Origin of the sequence: Pseudomonas salomonii (assembly GCF_900107155.1) — a bacterium.
In the GTDB taxonomy this organism is placed as follows: Bacteria; Pseudomonadota; Gammaproteobacteria; order Pseudomonadales; family Pseudomonadaceae; genus Aquipseudomonas; species Aquipseudomonas salomonii.
Genome location: NZ_FNOX01000008.1, coordinates 185977 through 201535, shown reverse-complemented (window position 1 = coordinate 201535; position 15559 = coordinate 185977). Strand labels below are relative to the sequence as shown.

General features: G+C 60.6%; 16 protein-coding genes. 5 read left to right on the top strand and 11 right to left on the bottom strand.

Features of this window, described 5'->3' with window-relative positions:
- Window positions 1-5: 5 nt before the first annotated feature.
- From BLV67_RS19310 to BLV67_RS19295, 4 genes are all read right to left on the bottom strand, one after another.
- Window positions 6-1286 (bottom strand): Zn-dependent hydrolase, encoded by a 1281-nt coding sequence (locus tag BLV67_RS19310; RefSeq protein ID WP_065931766.1) that lies wholly within the window; start codon window positions 1284-1286, stop codon window positions 6-8.
- On the bottom strand, window positions 1264-2022 hold the full coding sequence (locus BLV67_RS19305; protein ID WP_017134612.1) for a DeoR/GlpR family DNA-binding transcription regulator: 759 nt from the start codon (window positions 2020-2022) through the stop codon (window positions 1264-1266). Before BLV67_RS19305 ends, BLV67_RS19310 begins: the two co-directional genes overlap by 23 nt.
- Before the next feature lie 221 nt (window positions 2023-2243).
- Window positions 2244-3644: an amidase gene (locus BLV67_RS19300; protein ID WP_069785722.1), complete on the bottom strand. Its 1401-nt coding sequence runs from the start codon at window positions 3642-3644 to the stop codon at window positions 2244-2246.
- A gap of 131 nt (window positions 3645-3775) precedes the next feature.
- The gene (locus BLV67_RS19295) at window positions 3776-4213 is read right to left on the bottom strand and encodes a DUF3995 domain-containing protein (RefSeq protein WP_058421820.1); all 438 of its coding nucleotides are present in this window, start codon (window positions 4211-4213) and stop codon (window positions 3776-3778) included.
- Window positions 4214-4305: 92 nt separating this feature from the next.
- On the opposite strand from BLV67_RS19295, the gene BLV67_RS19290 reads away from it, so the two are divergent.
- Both BLV67_RS19290 and BLV67_RS19285 read left to right on the top strand, forming a co-directional pair.
- On the top strand, window positions 4306-4695 hold the full coding sequence (locus BLV67_RS19290) for a DUF2946 domain-containing protein (RefSeq protein WP_069785718.1): 390 nt from the start codon (window positions 4306-4308) through the stop codon (window positions 4693-4695).
- A gap of 94 nt (window positions 4696-4789) precedes the next feature.
- Window positions 4790-6916, top strand: coding sequence for a TonB-dependent receptor (locus BLV67_RS19285; protein ID WP_069785717.1), 2127 nt, complete (start codon window positions 4790-4792; stop codon window positions 6914-6916).
- Between the two features lie 142 nt (window positions 6917-7058).
- Here the strand turns inward: BLV67_RS19285 and BLV67_RS19280 are convergent, their stop codons facing one another.
- Window positions 7059-8078, bottom strand: coding sequence for an ABC transporter substrate-binding protein (locus BLV67_RS19280; protein WP_069785716.1), 1020 nt, complete (start codon window positions 8076-8078; stop codon window positions 7059-7061).
- A 132-nt stretch (window positions 8079-8210) separates the two neighbouring features.
- A complete protein-coding gene (locus BLV67_RS19275) occupies window positions 8211-8660 on the bottom strand; it encodes a hypothetical protein (RefSeq protein ID WP_050547738.1) in 450 nt (149 codons plus the stop codon).
- 407 nt (window positions 8661-9067) lie between these two features.
- Here BLV67_RS19275 and BLV67_RS19270 point away from each other — a divergent pair, with 407 nt between their 5' ends.
- The 3 genes from BLV67_RS19270 to BLV67_RS19260 all read left to right on the top strand — a co-directional run bounded on the left by BLV67_RS19270 (window position 9068) and on the right by BLV67_RS19260 (window position 10012).
- Window positions 9068-9331 (top strand): hypothetical protein, encoded by a 264-nt coding sequence (locus BLV67_RS19270; protein WP_065931770.1) that lies wholly within the window; start codon window positions 9068-9070, stop codon window positions 9329-9331.
- Between the two features lie 136 nt (window positions 9332-9467).
- Window positions 9468-9698, top strand: coding sequence for a hypothetical protein (locus BLV67_RS19265; protein WP_065931771.1), 231 nt, complete (start codon window positions 9468-9470; stop codon window positions 9696-9698).
- Window positions 9699-9775: 77 nt separating this feature from the next.
- Window positions 9776-10012, top strand: coding sequence for a DUF2789 domain-containing protein (locus tag BLV67_RS19260; RefSeq protein ID WP_065931772.1), 237 nt, complete (start codon window positions 9776-9778; stop codon window positions 10010-10012).
- Between the two features lie 6 nt (window positions 10013-10018).
- On the opposite strand, the gene BLV67_RS19255 is transcribed toward BLV67_RS19260, so the two are convergent.
- The 5 genes from BLV67_RS19255 to BLV67_RS19235 form a co-directional block, all read right to left on the bottom strand.
- Window positions 10019-10222, bottom strand: a complete 204-nt coding sequence (locus BLV67_RS19255; protein WP_017136429.1) for a hypothetical protein — start codon at window positions 10220-10222, stop codon at window positions 10019-10021.
- Window positions 10223-10336: 114 nt separating this feature from the next.
- Complete coding sequence (locus BLV67_RS19250; RefSeq protein ID WP_425272312.1) at window positions 10337-11569, bottom strand: methyl-accepting chemotaxis protein; 1233 nt, start codon at window positions 11567-11569, stop codon at window positions 10337-10339.
- Window positions 11570-12113: 544 nt separating this feature from the next.
- Window positions 12114-12518 (bottom strand): TraR/DksA family transcriptional regulator, encoded by a 405-nt coding sequence (locus tag BLV67_RS19245; RefSeq protein ID WP_003191666.1) that lies wholly within the window; start codon window positions 12516-12518, stop codon window positions 12114-12116.
- Window positions 12519-12942: 424 nt separating this feature from the next.
- The gene (locus BLV67_RS19240; RefSeq protein WP_069785714.1) at window positions 12943-13965 is read right to left on the bottom strand and encodes an ABC transporter permease; all 1023 of its coding nucleotides are present in this window, start codon (window positions 13963-13965) and stop codon (window positions 12943-12945) included.
- Between the two features lie 31 nt (window positions 13966-13996).
- Entirely contained in the window at window positions 13997-15550 is a 1554-nt protein-coding gene (locus BLV67_RS19235) for a sugar ABC transporter ATP-binding protein (protein ID WP_065931774.1), read from the bottom strand.
- Between the last annotated feature and the right edge of the window lie 9 nt (window positions 15551-15559).

Genomic DNA, 15559 nt, shown 5'->3' with positions numbered 1-15559 from the left:
GTCCCTCACCGGTAAGCGTTTGGGGAAGTACAGGCGCAATGCAGCAGCGCCGTCAGCATCTGCAGGCCGGTGCGCATGTCGCGGTCGTGGGTGAACTCCGCCTCGTTATGGGACACGCCGTTGCTGCTCGGAATGAACAACAGGCACGCCGGGTAATGCCGGCCGAGGCTGATGGCGTCGTGGCCGGAGACCGTAACACTGTTGCCGACGGCCAGCCCCAGCTGTTGACCGACACCGTAGGCCAATTCGGCAAACCCAGGGTGCAACGTGATCGGCGCACGCAGGGCTCGGCTTTCGACTTCGTAAGTGGTTGCGGTCGAGGCGGCGACGGCCTTGAGGCTGGCATCCAGCCGATAACCGGCAACCGCCAGCAATGCCGTGTCCGGCGAGCGGTATTCCACATGCAGGGTGACGCGCGACGGCACTACGTTGGGCGAGTTGGGGTAAATTTCCAGGCGCCCTACCGAGCTGTGAAACTGCAGCCCGTGCACGTCCGCTTCGGCGCGCACGGTGGTTATCGCATGGGCCGCCGCGAGCAAGGCATCTTTGCGGGCGGCCATCGGGGTTGGGCCGGTGTGGTTCTGTTCGCCGTCGAAACGGATACGCTGTTTGAGCGCCGCCCAGGTTTCACGCACTACGCCGATGTCCAGGCCTTGGCTTTCGAGGCCATCGCTTTGTTCAACGTGGATTTCCACGTAACCGGCCACCTTCAATTCAACCAGGCCGTCGCCCAGATAACCGATCGCTTGCAGCGCATCCTTGAGGCGAATGCCGTCGCCGTCGCGGCATTCCCAGGCGTCGTGCAGCGCCAGGTCGCCGGTAAACACACTGCTGCCGATCAGGCTGGGTTGAAAGCGCGCGCCTTCTTCGTTGGTCCAGTTGACCACCGCCAGGTTGCACGCCGGGGTTTCGCCGCGCGCGTGCAGTTGGCGCGCCAGGCTGGCGACGGCCACTGCGCCGGCCAAGACCCCATAGATACCGTCGAAACGCCCTGCGCTGGGCTGGCTGTCCAAGTGTGAGCCGCACAGCACATAGGGAGCGTCCGGGTTGAAGGTGATCAGCCCGAACAGATTGCCGATGGCGTCTACCCGCACTTCGAAACCGCGTTCGCGCAGCCACGCACTGAACAGGTCACGCACTGCGCCGTCTTCGGCCGACGCGGCCAGGCGGTGCAAGCCACCTGCCGGTGTCGCGCCGATGGCCGAGCTGTCGCGAAACAGCGTCTCGAACGCCTCGATGTCCGCCTCACTGGGAGACAGCCACTCAGGGGTAAAGGATGTCGACATGGGCGTGCTCCAGGCAGGTCGCAAACTCCGCGGACGGAGGGCGATTGGTGACCAAAGTGGTGATGGCGCTGAACGGCAGTGTGTTGATGAACGTGCGATGGCCGAACTTGGCGTCGTCCGCGAGGATGACGCTGCGCAGGCAGTGCTGGGTCAGGGTGCGGCGCAGCAGCGCCTCGGGCTCCTGGTAGTCCATGAAGCCCAACTGCAGGTCCACGGCGCCGATGCCCATGAAGGCGATGTCGTAGTGGAACTGGCGGACGAATTCCAGGGTGTGGGCGCCGATCAGCGCGTTGTCATTACGGCGCACATCGCCGGGCACCACCAGCACCTGGTTACTGCTTTGCTGGGTGATCAACTGCGCGATGTCCAGCGAGTTGGTGATGATGCGCAGTTGGCTGAAACCGATCAATTGCTGGGCCAGGGCCAAGGTCGAGGTGCCGGTATCGAGAAACAGCACCATGCCCTCGCTGACCAGTTTGGCAGCACAGACAGCCATGCGCGTCTTGGCCTGGGCCTTGATGCGGGTGCGCACTTGCAGCGGTTGTTCTTCGTTAAGCCTGGGCAGGATCGCGCCGCCATGGATGCGACGCAACTTGCCGGCCTCCTCCAGGTATTTGAAGTCGCGCCGAATGGTTTCTTCGCTGACAAACAGCGCTTGCGCCAGGTCCGACGCCTTGACGCGCTGATGTTGGGTGAGCATGAGCATGATTTCGTCGAGACGTGGCTGGTTAAGCATAAAAGGTGCATTCCAAGGCAAATTCGAGCCATCAGTATCGCGCGCTTTGCGCCCGCCACGGTACGCGGCATGCACCGCTCCGGCAGGGAGAAAAGCACGATTGACGGCGGTTGATCGGGTCACGGGTACCTCTCACTCATAACGGTGTGAAAGGGCAGAAACACTACAAAAGGATCTGTCCAGGGCAGGCTTCTAACGAGCCGGCTCCACGGGTAATCAGGTCAGGACAACAAAGGAGGCAGGTGCTGATCCCAAGGCGCAATGGCCTCCACTGCAGCGCAGAACTGCAACACCTGGGCGTCGGCAAAGCGCGGGCCGACCACTTGCAACCCAATCGGCAAGCCGCTCGGGCTGAAGCCGCAAGGCAAGCTGGCGGCGGGGTTGCCGGTGATATTGAACGGGTAGGTAAAGGGTGTCCAACGTGCCCAGGGCACCGCGCCGTCTGCGCCTGGCCAGCCGTCGGGCGCCACCTGGTCGGCGGCGAACGGCAGGGTTGGCAGCGTCGGCAGCAGCAACACGTCGTAATCGTTAAACAGCGCGTGCACCTGGTTGGCGAACTGCGCCCGCTGCTGCACGGCCTTGAGGTAGGCACCGAGGTCGTACTCGCCCGCGCGCTGGATCAACGCGGCAAAGCCTGGGTCCAGTTGGTCGAGGCGATCGGCCAGGGCTTTGCCGTAGGCAATACCGCGCCCGCCGACCCATAGGGTTTCGAACGTGGCGAGAGGGTCCTGCCAGTCCACTTCCAGGGTGGTCACGGTGACCGGCAAACGTTCCGACAGGTTGTACACGGCGGCCTCGACGCTAGCGGCGATGACCGGGTCGACCGGGGTGTTGAACAATGTCGGGCAATACGCCACCCGCAGCGGCCCCAGTGGCTGGTCGCAACGTGCCAGGCAGGATTCAGTCAGGGCCGGCAAGGCCTGATGATCCAACGGATCCGGCCCGGAAAGAATGTCGAATAATAAAGCGCTGTCGCGCACTGTGCGCGTGATCGGCCCGGCATGGCTGAGCATTTCGGTGGCCGACCATGGCCAGGTCGGAATGCGGCCCAAGGAGCCCTTCATCGCGAACGCTCCGCAGAACGCGGCCGGAATGCGCACCGACCCACCACCGTCGGAGCCCAGCGTGCCCGGCACCATGCGTGCCGCCACGGCAATCGCCGAGCCGGAGCTGGAACCACCGCTGGTGAGCTGTGGGTTCCAGGGATTGCGGCCGTTGCCGAACACACGCGAGGTACTGGCGCCGGTCCAGCCAAATTCGGTGGTGGCGGTTTTGCCGAGGATGATTGCACCGGCGTCCTTGAGGCGGCGAATGATCGGCGCATCCTGGCTGGGCACATGCTCAAGCCCGGTCAACGAGCCTCGGGTGGTGCGCAGGCCGGCGGTGGAAAACAGGTCTTTGATTCCAAAGGGCACGCCATGCAGCGGGCCACGCAACTGCCCTGCCCTGGCCTCTTCGGTCAGCGCCTGTGCTTGCGCCAATGCCGCGTCGGCGTACACGTCGCCAAACGCATTGAGTGTGGGATTGTGGATTTCGATTGCGTGCAGGCTTTGCTCGACCAGGTGTACCGCAGACAGCGTGCCCGAACGAATGGCCTCGGCAGCGTCGATCACAGTGGGCATCAAGAGGTCGGTGTTCATTGAGTATCCTGGGCCGTCTGCACATGAGTCCGGTGGGTACGTCAATAAACGCCCACGCCTGGTGGCGTGTCAAGTGGGTTTTGTTGAGTATGTGGTTTTTGTGTGTTTTGTTATCAATTCCACGCCACGATCAACAAACCCGCCCCCAATACCAGGCACAGGGGTGAGTAGAAGTAGGTATCCAAACGGGCAAATCTGGACCCGCTCACCTTCTTGAAAAAGCCCACCAGTTCCGAATCGCCAATCGCCCTCGCGAACATTACCAAGGCAATCGCACTGATGCCCCATTGCAGAGCGCCGTGGGACACCGGCGAAAAATACAACCCGGCCCGCAGGCACACCAGCAAGGCAATCGCCACCAAGCCCAGCGCCACCAGAAACGTGCCCAACGCCGATGGTTTGAACGCCGGTCGCGGCCCCTGGGCAAACTCGCCGGGCAATTCGGGGATGGCGGCCAGGCTGCCGAGCTTGCCGCCGGCGGCCCAGTACAGATGCACCATGCTGATGCAGGTAAAAATCGCGACGATCCAGCGTGCGACGAAAAAGCTCATGGCAGGCGCTCCCTCAAAGGTGCGAATGAGGATAGTCGGCCTGAGATTTTTTGTAGGCATTTCGTCGGCGGCTGATGGTAAAGTGCCGCCCCATGAAAATCGCCCGTGCCGACCGCTCACTCATTGCCTGGATGCTGTATTGCTGCGTCCTGTTCAATGTGTTCGCGTGCAGTATTGGTCATGGGCAGATGCTGGGCATGCAGCTCAACGGCATCGGCGGCCAGTTTTGCACGGTCGACCCGCGCACCCAGGCGCCTGCGCAGAACACCTCCACCGACGAGAACCTGCCAACGCTGTCCAAGGCGTTCGGCTGCCCACTGTGCTCGACCGGCGGCATGGGCCCGGCACTCAGTTCCAGCCTCAATATAGCGGTGTTGCCGCAACCCCACGCGCCACCGCCGGCGGTGGTGCTTGCCGCTGATATTCCTGCCCGCTTCACCTGGCCCACGGCCAACCCGCGCGCGCCTCCCGCTTTCGCCTGATTCCTGCGCTTTCTGATCTGCACTGGCCAACGTTCCCAACGGGAATACGTGCGGCTGTGCGTTGTTTTCAAGCCAAGATTTTCAGGATTCAACCATGAAACATTTACCCTTGTTGGCGGGCCTGTTCGGCTGCCTGCCGGTCTGTGCCTGGGCGCTTGAGCTGGCCCCCACCACCATTGATGGCGAACAAACCGGCGAACCGGGCCTGGCCCTGGACCAATCCAGCGGCACGGCCTCACGCCTGGGTTTAAGCCTGCGCGAAACCCCGGCGTCGGTGGCCATTGCCAACCGCAACGACATTGAGCGCCATGGCGCCAAGACCTTCCGCGATGCGGCCAACACCTTGCCCGGCGTCAACGCCAGTGCGCCGCCGGGGTTTGGCGGGTTTGTGTCCTATCGTGGTTTTACCAGCAGCCAGATCACCCAGATGTTCAACGGTATCAACGTCGCCACCGGCCTGGCGCGACCGGTGGATGCGTGGATCTATGACCGAGTGGAGCTGGTCGGGGGCCCGTCCTCCCTGATCAACGGCGCCGGCTCCGTGGGCGGCTCGCTCAACTACGTGACCAAGCTGGCCACCCGTGAGGAACACGCCGCCGAAGGCCAGCTCAGCTATGGCAGCTACCACACTGCCGGCATGGCCTTTGGCCTCAACCACGCCCTGACCGAACCCGGCGCCGAGGTGCAGCACTACGCCCGCCTGGATGTAAGCCGCAACACCAACCACAGTTACATCGACCGCGACCAGCGAGATGCCTGGAGCCTGGCGTTTTCCTTGCTCAGCGACCTCACCCCCAACCTGTCCCACACCCTGGCCCTGGAATACCAGGATGAACATGAAGACAGCCCGTATTGGGGCACGCCGGCGCTCAACCCCAAGGCGGGTGAGTTGAAAATCGACAAGCACAACCGCTTCAACAACTACAACGTCGCCGACGGTCGTTACGAGCAACGCACGATCTGGATGCGTTCGATCATCGACTACCGGATCAACGACAGCACCACACTGAAAAACACCCTGTATCACCTGGACAGCCAGCGCGACTACCGCAACCTGGAAACCTACCAATACAACGCCGACAACAGCGCGGTGAACCGCTCGACCGCCTACCAGGTGCGCCACCAGGGCGAGCAGCACGGCAACCAGTTCGAGCTGCGCCATGACGACAACGTGTTCGGCCTGTCCACCACCTGGTCCGGTGGCTTCGAGTACAAGGTCAACAGCACCACCAATAACCCGTTGAATGTGCCGGGCAACAGCACGGTGGACCCGAACGCCTACAACCCAGGGCACTTCTACGACATTCCGGGCACCAAGCCAGGTTTTATCAAAGACAAGACCAACGAGGTCACCACCAAAGCCCTGTTTGTGGAAAACCGCCTGGGCCTCACCGATAAACTCTCGCTGCTCACGGGCCTGCGTTACGACGCCATCGACCTGGACGTGACCAACCATCGCGTGATCACCGCCACCAACCCACGGCACTTCAAGCGCAGCTGGGAACCGGTGACCGGCCGCGTGGGCCTGACGTATCAGTTCATCCCATCGGCCAATGTGTACGTGCAATACAGCACCGCAGCGGAGCAGCCCTCCACTACAACGCAAGTGTTCGACGTGTCGACCGGCAAACAGTGGGAAGTCGGCAGCAAGTTCGACTACCTCGACGGTCGCGGTTCGGCCACCGTCGCCGCCTACAGGATCGAGCGCAAGGACTTTGCCGTCACCGACCCGCTGGACCCGAACAACAGCATCCCGGTGGGTGCACAGACCTCCAAGGGCATCGAGCTGGCCAGCTCGTTACGCATCACGCCACGGCTGCTGGCCGAAGGCAACGTTGCCTGGGTGGACGCCGAGTACGATGACTTCAACGAGAAAATCGCCAGCGGCGCGGTGGTGTCGCGCAAGGGCAATACGCCCACCAACGTGCCCAATCGTGTGGGTAACCTGTGGCTGACGTATGATTTTGCCGAGGATTGGCAAGGCGGTGTGGATGCGCGGTATGTGGCCCAGGTGTATGCCGATAATGCCAACACCCAGACGGTGCCGGCCTATACGCTGTTCGGCACGTTCCTGCGTTACAAGGTGGATTCACATACCTCTGTGACCGGGCGGGTGCGTAACCTGACCAATGAGGTGTATGCCGAGTTTGCGCATGTGTCGCCGGCTTACTATTTGGGCTCGCCGAGGACGTTTGAGTTGGCCGTACAAACCCGATTCTAAACCTGCAATGCAATAAAAAATGTGGGAGCGGGCTTGCTCGCGAATGCGGTGTGTCTGTCACTGGATAGATTGACTGAACCACCGCATTCGCGAGCAAGCCCGCTCCCACATTTGGATCTTTATACGATAGAAAGAGCTGCGGTTACTTCAGGCTCGCCTCAACCTTCTGCGCCACCTCCGGCGTCAACCACGCTTTCCACACTTCAGGATGTTCCTTGAGGAACACCTGCGCCACTTCACGCGGCGCCGTGTGATTTTCACTCATCGCCGCCAGGGCTTTATTCAACGGCTCGATCGGGAACTGCACCTTGGTAAAGAACTCGGCAATCTGCGGCTGCGCCTGCTGGAACGGTGTCGACACACCGATGCTCAGCTTGGACGCCAACGAGCGGGTCGGCCGTGGGTTGGGGTTGTCTGCATCGGTCAGGGTCTTCCAGGCATCGGCGTCAAATGGCGGTTCTTCCAGCTGGATCAACTTGTAGCGGCCCATCAAGGGTGTTGGCGACCAGTAGTAGAACAGCACCGGCTTGCCCCGGCGAATCGACGACGCAATCTCCGCATCCAGCGCCGCACCCGAGCCGCTGCGGAAGTTCACATAGCTGTCGTTCAAGCCATAAGCCTTGAGCTTCTGCGCATTGACCACTTCCGAGGTCCAGCCGATCGGGCTGTTGAGAAAGCGCCCTTTGCCGGGCGACTCCGGGTCTTTGAACACCTCCTTGTAACGCGCCAGGTCCTGCACGGTCTTGAGGTCCGGCGCCAGCGGCTTGAGGCCTTTGGCCGGGTCGCCCTTGACCACGTATTCCGGCACCCACCAACCCTCGGTGGCGCCTTTGACCGTATCGCCCAGGCCGATGACTTTGCCTTCGGCTTCGGCCTTGATCCACACCGGGCTGCGGCCGGCCCATTCTTCGCCGATCACCTGGATGTCATTTTTCGCCAGCGCGGTTTCCAGGGTGATGGTGGTACCGGGCAACGTATCGGTGGGCAGGTCATAGCCCTTTTCGACGATAAAGCGCAGCACCTCGGTGATCAGGCTGCCGCTTTCCCAGTTCAGGTCGGCAAAGTGCACCGGCGTTTGCGCAGCCGATACCGGCAACGACAGACTCATGGTCGTCAGCGCCGCAGCCGCAGCCGCAACCACCCGGGTTCTCAATCCTTTCATGCCTTTGCACCTCGCATTTTCACAGCCATAGCGGGCGGCTTTGCTGCGGATGCGCGAAGCCTCTGAATAGTTAAGTCAACTCAACTGTAGTAGAGGTTCCGGAGGAGCAAAAATACACAGAGTGTTTAGCAGTTACTCACTGGCCTTGAACGTCACCAGTTCACCCTTGCGCCATTTGGCGGCCTTGCCGGTCACGGCCTTGAGGGTTTTGGTCAAGCCTTCCTGCAACTGTTCATTGGCGGCGAACACCAGCATCACGCTGTGGCCTTCCTTGAACACGATGCCCTGGCCTTCGGTCGACGAAACAAAGGCGTAATCGCCCAAGCCATACACCGTCAACTTGATGTCGCGAAACTTCAATTCGAACTTGCCGCCTTCACGGCTAGGCAACACGGCGGCACGAAAATGGTCACCGACCTTGAGTTCCAGGCGCGGCTTGTCATCCACGACCAGCGCCGATTCGGTATCGATCTCGGCGATGTAAATGCCTTCCGGCGTCTGTTCAGTGATGTAAACGAAACGGGATTGAAACTGCTTGACCAACTTTGCGCGCAAATCACCCAGCACGAATAACGCGTGCATATCCAGATTACTGACTGCCAAGGAAACGCCCCCACATCAAAAAAGGCACTGACCGCCGGAGCGGGCAGCACAAAAAAACGGCCGTTACGGCTCGATCACACATTCGTAAAAAGCTGAAGAAAACCTGCCGCCACGCCATAAGACTAGTACAGAGATGCACGATGGACCTTATGCAAGGTCATCAGGCGACACAGCAAATCACAGGTTCAGCCGCCCGAGAACTCGCACCGACCCACTTCAGAGAATAACCCGGTTAAAAACGCGATTTCCGACAGCCTACACATTACATAACACCCGGAATGGAACCAGGCATCGGCTGCCAACGACAATACTAAAACAGCAACCCGGTTCAAAACCACTCGAAACGCTGCTGGCAAGTCCACAAGATCGATCGACAGGAGCTGAGCATGCAACCACGTCAACACGCCGTTATGTCGTCCCGCACTCGTTCATCATGTCCCGACGAGCGCCAATACTACTGCTTACATAACCCTAACGGGTACTCCAATTGCGTTCTTTACCAAGTAGTACCGGCCGGGCGCAATTTCTTTCATATCCTGGAAGTGACCAGCGGCAGGATCAAAGGCTTTCGCAGCACGCACTCGAAGGCCTGTGAATTGGCCAAACAGCTCGAAGCCAGCCTGAATGCAATTCACGGCGCGATGGTTTAGTCACCCGCGTGACTTTACTGCGCCGCCGCCCTTCAACTACTGCCATACTGACCCGCCCATTGAAATGTGTCCCTTGCGGGTCGCAATTCATCAGTGCAGTGACCTTGATGCAGTTAACTTGAAGGGAAGGCAATACGTGACGGAATTTGATATTGGCGAATTTTTCATCCATGGCGATGCGCGGGAAGTAGACGGTGAGTTTCAAGCGGTGATCATTATGCGAGCCAAACCACCGTTGACCGCGGTCACCACGCATCAGGTCGAAAAAGATCGTTGGTTCAAAACCGCCGACGCTGCGGCCATTGCCGGCAAAGATGCCGCCAAGGCGCTGAAGTCCGCCGTGGATTCAGGTGCACTCAATTCCTGACCTGTGTAAATCCTGAACTCTGTCGCGTCCAAGGCCTCACATGCACAACATCCCTCACCTTGCATGGAGATCCCACCATGGACGCGCCAATCCCAACGCTTGAAACCCTGTTTGAACAACTCGGCCTGGACTCGACACCCGAAGCCATCGACGCGTTTATCGTCGCGCATCCGCTGCCTGAAGACGTGAAGCTGATCGACGCCCCCTTCTGGTCGCCACAACAGGCGGCGTTTCTCAAGGAAGAACTGCGCGACGACGCCGAATGGGCAATTGCGGTGGATGAGCTGAACCAGCGCCTGCACCAGCCCCAATAACACGCCTCAATGCAGGCTGTCTGACTGCTCCAGGTGCATCAGCGCCTGCCAGGCAGCCCTGCACTCCTCGGCTTCACTGCGGCTGGCGAATGCCGTGCCGCGTTGCTCGCCGTTGAGCAACACCACCCAGCAGGCTTTCTGGCCCAGCGCACGCAGGGTTTCGGGAACACCGCTGCCGATCATTACGGCGACATCGACCTTGTTTTGCATGGAGCTTCTCCGCCACATTAGTTAGCTACCTAACAATGTTGGCCATGCTACGGTTTTATTCACGTTGGAAAAAGCTATCCCCGGAATAGCTCCATTGCATAAACAGTAACAATCCTAATGCCCAGCCTTGGCCCCTTCCGGTTTATAGCCCAGGCGCAAGCCACCCCAATGCCGCCCCTTGACCATGATCGGCACCGACAAATCGTGCATCAGTTCCCCGGTGTCGCGGGTGTAGGTCTGCAACAGCACCGCTTGCTGATGGCTGCCGCAACGAATGCCGGTACGGTCGTCAAACTTGCGTTTGGTACGGTTCTGCACGGCGTCAACCTGTGCATCGCCGGTCAGGGCATGGGAGAACGCCTTGTTATGCGTGGGCACATAGCCCTGCGGTGTGCAGGCAATCGCGAACACCAGCCCCTCATGACGCGGCAGCAATGCCTCCTGGATCGCCGGCAGCACTTGGTCGGTATAGCCATCAAAGCGCGTGTGGTATTTGCTCGGTTGGGTGTTGGGGATGGGGGTGTAGCTGCGGTCGAACAGGTCTTCCAGGCTGATGCGGTTTTGCAGGATGTCAGCCTCGAATTGTGCACCAATACGGCTCGCCCCTTCACGGGCCAGGTCGTAGATGCGCTGGTGATAGTCATCCAGCCCGACTTCAGCCAGGCGCTCACTGATGGTTTCGGCCTGCCCTTCCATTTGCACCGCGACCTCGGCCAGTTGCCGCGTCTGCTGGTCGCTCACCGATAGATCGCTGCGCATCTGCTCGACCGCGTGAAACAGGCTGTCAAGTTGCGCGCGGTTGGTGTCGGTGCCTTGGGCGATCTCGTTGACCTGCCCTTCTACGCCAGCGGCCAGGCTGGCGATATTTTCCAGGTGCTCACCCGCCTGCTCCACCTGCTCGACGCCGATGTGCAAGTCGGCGGACAGTTGACGAATCTGCTCCACGACCTGGGCGGTGCGTTGTTGAATATCGGCGACCATCACGCCGACCTCATCCGTCGCCGTGGCCGTACGCCCGGCCAGGCCACGCACCTCATCGGCCACTACGGCAAAGCCGCGCCCGTGCTCACCGGCGCGCGCCGCTTCAATGGCGGCGTTCAGCGCGAGCAAGTTAGTCTGGCTGGCAATGGACTGGATCACCAGGGTCACACGCTGGATCTCTTCACTGCGCTGGCTCAGCGCTTCGATCAACTCTCGGCTAGCATTGGCGCGCAGGCGCAGTTGGTGCATGCGGGTGATCGATTGGGCCAACACTTCGCGCCCTTCCGTGCTGCGCTGGTGCGCCTGGCTGGCCGCGCCCAAGGCCTGCCGGCTGAGTTCAGAGGTGACTTGCTCGGTGTCGATCATCACTTCGGCGCTGCTGACAATTTGCCTGGCGGCGCCTAATTGCGATTGCACGCGCGCGGCCAGTTGCTTGACCGAATAGGCCACGCCGGCAGCGGAAAGCGCGTTATGACTGGTGGTGTAGGAAAGATCGCGAGTCAGCTCACCCAGTGCATCAATCGCCAGGGGCGGCGCGACACCCGGCACTCGGGCTTTGAGCGCAGGCAGCCAGATCACCAGCAAAGCCAGTGGCAGGCACAGGTACAGCGGCAAACCGGCAAACGAGAGGCCCAGCAAAACCAGCACCAGCGCGGTGCTCTGCATAAGCGGCGTCAGCCAGCCGGGCAGCACACGCACCACCGATTGCGGTGGCGCTGCTGCGCCCATCAGAGATCCGTCTCCAGCCATCGTCGTCACCCCACTGTTTGTCGTTATTGTTGCTGCATTAAACGCCACTATAGAGCCATTATCCATGGGCCTTTCGTGGGGGGCTTGCAGCAGATCAATAGACAGGGGCGTAACGGGTGTTTCTTCGGGCATCACAGCTGCGATGCCCGACTTCAGCGGATCAGGCCTGGCGCTGGTGCTTGTCGATCTGCTCGTGGCGCTCTTGCGCTTCGATGCAGTATTTGGTGGTCGGGCTGATCAGCAGGCGCTTGAGGCCGATAGGCTCGCCGCTGTCATCACACCAGCCAAAAGAATCTTCCTTGATGCGCTCCAGGGCACGCTCAAGCTGCGGCAGCATGCGCTGGTCGCGGTCGATGGCGTTTACCAGCCAGGTGCGCTCTTCTTCCACAGAGGCAGCGTCAGCCGGGTCCGCCGGGGTGTCCAGGCTTTCGATGGCGATGCGGTTCTGCTCAATGCGCTCGTGGTGTTCCACTTTCATGTCTTGCAGCAACTTCTCGAAAAAAGCGTGCTGTTCGGCATTCATGTAGTCATCCGCCGGCATGGCCAGCAACTTTTCCTTTGTCATTGATTTCTCTATAAAAAATACGTGCATTAAGGCGAATAAGGGAGCGTTCCGGCAGACCTTCGCAGGCCTCGGAAAGGCGCCGTCCATTTCAAGCGCCACCCGGCACTCAATTTACGAGGGGCGGCAGTCTAAGGCCGACTTGAGGGCTCAGCAACTGAAAAGACAGGCAATTTTTCCCAATTAACCCCCAAAGGCACCAGGACGGGCTTGGCGAACGGTTATCGGAGTGCGTTTATAGCAAGAAATTCAGTGCTGTGGAGCTATATAGAAGACAAACGGTTAGAACTGATGCGTACAGATCCAAATGTGGGAGCGGGCTTGCTCGCGAATGCTGAGTGTCAGGCAGTACACCTGGCACTGATACACCGCCTTCGCGAGCAAGCCCGCTCCCACATTTTGCTTCTCTGCCAGCTGCAAATCCGCTTCAGCGCTTGAGCTTGCGCTTGTTGCGGTACTGGTCGATCACCACCGCAATCACGATGATCAAGCCCTTGATGATGTCCTGGATATACGCATCCACCCCCACAAAGGTAAACCCGCTGGCCATCACCCCGAGGATCAGCGCGCCGATCACGGTGCCGGTGATGCGCCCTACCCCGCCTGCCAGGCTGGTGCCGCCGATCACGGCCGCCGCAATCGCATCCAGCTCATAGGACATGCCCATGCCGGCCTGGCCGGTGGCAGCCCGTGCCGAGGCCACCACACCGGCCAGGCCCGCCAGCAGACCGGCGATGCTGTAGACGATGATCAGGTGACGCTTGACGTTGATGCCCGAGGTGCGCGCCGCCTGCATGTTGCCGCCGATGGCGTAGGTGTACTTGCCATATTTGGTGTAGCGCAGGGCGATATGGAAGATCACCGCCACCACCAGGAAGATAATCACCGGCATCGCACCATGGCCGATGGCCGTGTACGAATCCGAGAGCATGCTCACCGGCTGGCCTTCGGTGTAGTAGCGCGCCAGGCCACGGGCCGAGACCATCATGCCCAGGGTCGCAATAAACGGCGGAATGCCGGTCACCGCAATGATACTGCCGTTGATTGCCCCCGCCAGCAGCCCGACACCCAGGCCCATGGCCACCGGAATCCACACGGGCAAGTCGGTCAGGCTGGGAAACACCGCCCGGGAAAAGTCCGAGGTTTGCGCCAAGCTGGCGGCGATCATCGCCGATAACGCCAACACCGAGCCGGACGACAAGTCGATACCGGTGGTGATGATCACCTGGGTCACGCCAATCGCCAGCAGGCCGATGATCGACACTTGCAGGATCATCAGCACCAGACGCTGGGAGTTCATCAGGAAGCTCTGGTCGTGCACGATCCAGCCGAACAGTTCAAACACCAGGCCGATGCCGATCAACACCAGGAAGATACTCAGCTCGGTGGGTAAACGCCGACGGTGCTTGACCGGTGCCGTGGCAGGCTTGTTGTCTGTTATTGCGTTCATAGCCAATCACCTTCTTATTCTGTGCGGTTCGTCAGTGGACTACGGTCATACCGGAAGCCAGCTGCATGACTTTTTCCTGGGTCGCATCGGCGCGGTCCAGGGTGCCCATCAGTTCGCCTTCGTGCATCACCATCACCCGGTCGCTCATGCCCAGCACTTCCGGCAGCTCCGAGGAAATCATGATCACCGCCATGCCTTCGCTGGCGAGGAAGGAAATCAAGCGATAGATCTCGGCCTTGGCGCCCACGTCGATGCCACGGGTCGGCTCGTCGAGGATCAGCAGGCGCGGGTTGGTCATCAGCCAGCGCGCCAACAAGGCTTTTTGCTGGTTGCCGCCGGACAGGGTGTCGATGCACTGCTCCAGTGACGGGGTTTTCACCCGCAGCTTCTTGCACATGTCTTCGCACAGCGCGCGCAGGGCTTTCTGCTGGATAAAACCGTTACCCGAGTAATGCGGCAACACGGCCATCTCCATGTTCTCCAGCACCGACAGGCACGGGAACAGGCCACTGAGCTTGCGGTCCTCGGTCAACAGCGCAAAGCCCTTCTCGATGGCCATGTGCGGGTCGGTGATGCGCACCGCTTTGCCGTCGAGGGTGATCTGGCCGCTGGAACTTGGCGTGATGCCGAAAATGGTCTCCGCCACGTTGGTACGCCCCGAGCCCATCAACCCGGCGATGCCGAGAATTTCACCGGCATGCAGGTCGAACGATACGTCCTTGAACACGCCGTCCAGGCTCAAGTCGCGCACCGACAAGAGCAAATCGCCGATGGGCGTCTCGCGCACCGGGAACAACTGGCTCAGTTCGCGGCCGACCATCATCGAGATCAGGCTGTCGCTGTTCATGCTGTCGGCGCGCTGCAGGCCGATGTACTGGCCGTCGCGGAACACCGCCACTTCGTCGGCGATGGCAAACACTTCGTTCATTTTGTGCGTGATGTAGACGATGCCTTTGCCCTGCGACTTGAGGTCGGCAATGATCGAAAACAGGTGGGCCACTTCCTTTTCGGTAATGGCTGAAGTCGGTTCATCCATGATCAGGATGTCGGAGTCGTAGGACACCGCCTTGGCAATCTCGACCATCTGCCGCTCGGCGATGCTGAGGTTGCCGACCTGTTCTTCCGGGTCCAGGTTGATGCGCAAACGGGCCAGTAACTCGGCGGTGCAGCGGTGCATTTCGCGGTGGTTGACCATGTGCAGGCTATTGAGCTGCTCGCGGCCGATCCAGATGTTCTCGGCGATGCTCATGTGCGGCATCAGGTTGAGTTCCTGGTGGATCATCGCGATCCCGGCCTTCTGCGCCGCCAGCGGTGTTTCAAACACAATCGGCTTGCCGCGCAGGCGGATTTCACCGGCGTCGGGCTGGTAGATGCCGGCGATGATTTTCATCAACGTCGACTTGCCCGCACCGTTCTCGCCCATCAGCGCCAGTACCGAACCGGGGCGCACGCGCAGTTGCACATCGGCCAGGGCCACGACGCCGGGAAAGCCTTTGCTGATGTTGACGATTTCCAGCAGGTAGGGTTCTTCCGGCAGCGCGGGCTGGAGACCGGGGGGCTGCGAGACAGTGGCTTGAGCGAGCATAGAAAAGTA